This window comes from Micrococcus sp. LASM2_SD2, from assembly GCF_057364565.1.
Genome location: NZ_JBNFOB010000272.1, coordinates 1 through 2,808, shown reverse-complemented (window position 1 = coordinate 2,808; position 2,808 = coordinate 1). Strand labels below are relative to the sequence as shown.

Annotated in this window: 4 protein-coding genes; 3 read left to right on the top strand and 1 reads right to left on the bottom strand. The window is 74.6% G+C overall.

What is annotated here, in order from left to right; translation table 11 throughout:
• Positions 1 to 389, bottom strand: a 389-nt coding sequence (locus AC2W7A_RS11275) for a maleylpyruvate isomerase N-terminal domain-containing protein (RefSeq protein WP_485991431.1), incomplete at its 3' end; no start/stop codon positions are given.
• Positions 390 to 454: 65 nt separating this feature from the next.
• On the opposite strand from AC2W7A_RS11275, the gene hisI reads away from it, so the two are divergent.
• The 3 genes from hisI to AC2W7A_RS11260 all read left to right on the top strand — a co-directional run.
• The gene (gene hisI, locus AC2W7A_RS11270) at positions 455 to 898 is read left to right on the top strand and encodes a phosphoribosyl-AMP cyclohydrolase (RefSeq protein ID WP_485991430.1); all 444 of its coding nucleotides are present in this window, start codon (positions 455 to 457) and stop codon (positions 896 to 898) included.
• Between the two features lie 62 nt (positions 899 to 960).
• Entirely contained in the window at positions 961 to 2,517 is a 1,557-nt protein-coding gene (locus tag AC2W7A_RS11265) for an anthranilate synthase component I (RefSeq protein WP_485991432.1), read from the top strand.
• On the top strand, positions 2,514 to 2,808 hold a 295-nt coding region (locus AC2W7A_RS11260; RefSeq protein ID WP_485991429.1), incomplete at its 3' end, for a Trp biosynthesis-associated membrane protein. The genes AC2W7A_RS11265 and AC2W7A_RS11260, both read left to right, overlap by 4 nt.

Genomic DNA, 2,808 nt, shown 5'->3' with positions numbered 1-2,808 from the left:
CCGGAGTCCGCGGCGCGGTCCGCGCCGGAGGCGACCTGGCCGTCGTCGTGCCCTGCGTCCGTGCGGGCACCCTCCAGGGGACCGGCGGCCACCCGCTCGAGCAACCGGGCGTAGCCCTCGTCGTCCGCGTGGGCATCGCCGAGGGCGATCGTCTTCTCCTCGAGCCGCTGGGCGGCCTTCGGGACGAGCAGGCCGACGGCCAGGGGCGAGGTCTCTCGCAGCACGACGTGCGCGGCCAGGTGCTCGGTGCGCCAGCCCTCGCAGAGGGTCGGCCGGCCCGGGCCCGCCGCCGTCAGGGCCTCCACCAGCGCGGCACGGGAGGCGGCGGCGTAGTCGGTCTCGGTCGCGGCGTCGCCGAGACCCTGCTGCGGACGGTCGGAGGCATTCACCGGCTCAACGTAGCACGGGGCATCAGGGCCCGGGCAGGCGCCGTCGACGCCCCTAGAATGGCAGGATGACCACCGCCCCCACGCCCCCGGCCGGCGACGACGTCTCGGCCCTGGTCGACTCCCTCACGTTCACCGCCGACCGCCTCGTCCCGGCGATCGCCCAGCAGCACGACACGGGCGAGGTCCTCATGATGGCGTGGATGGACGCCGCGTCGCTGCGCCTGACCCTGGAGACCGGCTGGGCCACCTACTGGTCCCGCTCCCGCGGCGAGCTGTGGCGCAAGGGCGCCACCTCCGGCCACCTGCAGCGCGTGCTCTCCGTGTCCGCCGACTGCGACCGGGACACCCTCCTGCTGCAGGTCGACCAGACCGGCCCCGCCTGCCACACGGAGACGACCTCCTGCTTCACCGGCCGGGTGGTCGCGCGGCCGCAGGACCCCCGCTCGGCGGACCCCGACGCCGAGACCGCCGAGACCGACACCGTCGAGCCCCGAGGAGGGACCGCGTGAGCCAGCACCACGAGACCACCGCCGCCGCGACCGCCTCGGAGGAGGCCCTGGCCGAGGCCCTCGTGCCCACCGGTGCCGTCCACCCCTCCCGCGAGCGGTTCCTCGCCCTCGCCCGGCAGGCCCGGGTCATCCCCGTGGTGCGCACCGTGCTCGCCGACGGGCTCACCCCGCTGGCGCTCTACCGACGCCTGGCGGACGACCGCCCCGGCACCTTCCTGATGGAGTCGGCGGCGCCGGGCGGCGTGTGGTCCCGGTACAGCTTCATCGGCGCCGGCTCCGCGGCCACCCTCACCGCAGTGGGGCAGCAGGCGCACTGGCAGGGCACCCCGCCGGCCGGCCTGCCCACCGAGGGCGACGCCATGGAGGTCCTCGAGCAGACCCTCGCGGCCCTGGGCACCGGCGTCCGCTCCTCCGTGGGGGACGGGCTGCCGCACTTCCTCTCCGGCCTCACCGGCTTCCTGGGCTGGGACGTCATCCGCCACCTCGAGCACCTGCCGCACGGCCCGGAGGACCACCTCGGCCTGCCGGAGCTGGCCATGAACCTCGTCACCGACCTCGCGGTGCACGACGCCGCCGAGGGCACCATCACGCTGGTGGCCAACGCGATCAACGTGAACGGCCTGGACACCGGTGCGGATGCCGCCTATGACGACGCCGTCGCCCGTCTCGACGCGATGGTGGCCCGGCTCTCCGCCCCCGTGGACGACCCGGTCACCGCCGTCCCGGACCGCTGGCTGCGCGCCACCGCGGAGGAGGTCGCGGCCGAGGCCGAGGACCGCTGGGGCGAGGACGGCTTCACCCAGGCCGTGGCGAAGGCCAAGCAGGCGATCGTGGACGGCGAGGTCTTCCAGGCCGTGGTGTCCCGCCGCTTCAGCGTGGACACCGCCGCGGACGGCCTGGCCGTCTACCGTGTGCTGCGCATGGTGAACCCGAGCCCGTACATGTATCTGTTCAGCTTCGAGACCCCCGAGGGCGAGCCGTATCAGATCGTCGGGTCCTCGCCGGAGGCGCTCGTCACCGTGGAGGACCGGCACGTGGTCACCCATCCGATCGCCGGTTCGCGCCGCCGCGGCCGCAGCGCCGAGGACGACGCCCTGCTCGCCAAGGACCTGTCCGAGGACGAGAAGGAGCGGGCCGAGCACGTGATGCTCGTGGACCTCTCCCGCAACGACCTCTCCCGCGTCTGCACGCCCGGCACGGTGACGGTCTCCCAGTTCATGGAGGTCGAGTCCTTCAGCCACATCCTCCACCTGGTCTCCCACGTGGAGGGTGCCGTGGCCGAGGGGCGCAGCGCCCTGGACGTGCTGAGGTCGGCCTTCCCGGCCGGCACCCTCTCCGGCGCCCCGAAGCCCCGCGCCCTGCAGCTGCTGGACGAGTGGGAGCCCACCCGTCGCGGCCCCTACGGCGGCGTGGTCGGCTACTTCGACCTGGCCGGAACCATGGACATGGCCATCAACATCCGGTCTGTGACCCTGCACCGCGGGCGGGCGCATGTGCAGGCCGGCGCCGGCATCGTCGCCGACTCGGTCCCGCAGTCCGAGGCCGACGAGACCGTCACCAAGGCCACCGCGCCGCTGCGCGCCGTGCTGACCGCGTCCGAGATGGAGGAGCTCGCATGAGCCTGCGCCGCCGTACCGTCGTCTTCGCCGCCCTCGCCGCCGGCGGCCTCGTCCTGCTCGCCGCCGGGCAGACGTGGGTGCACGCATCGGGTCTGGGCTCCGGCGCCGTCGCAGAGGTAACCGCGGACGGCTCCGACGCCTCGGGCGTCACCAGCGCCATGGCCTTCGTGGTCCTGGCCGCCGCGCTGGCGCTGACCATCGCCCGAAGGGTCGGCCGGTGGGTCGTGGGCGTGCTGCTCGTGCTGGCCGGGGCCACGCTGGCGGTGACCGCGGTCTCCGCCTCCGCGACCC

Excerpts from the sequence above, each read along its gene's own strand:
- hisI (WP_485991430.1), top strand. The coding sequence starts at position 455 with ATGACCACCGCCCCCACGCCCCCGGCCGGCGACGACGTCTCGGCCCTG.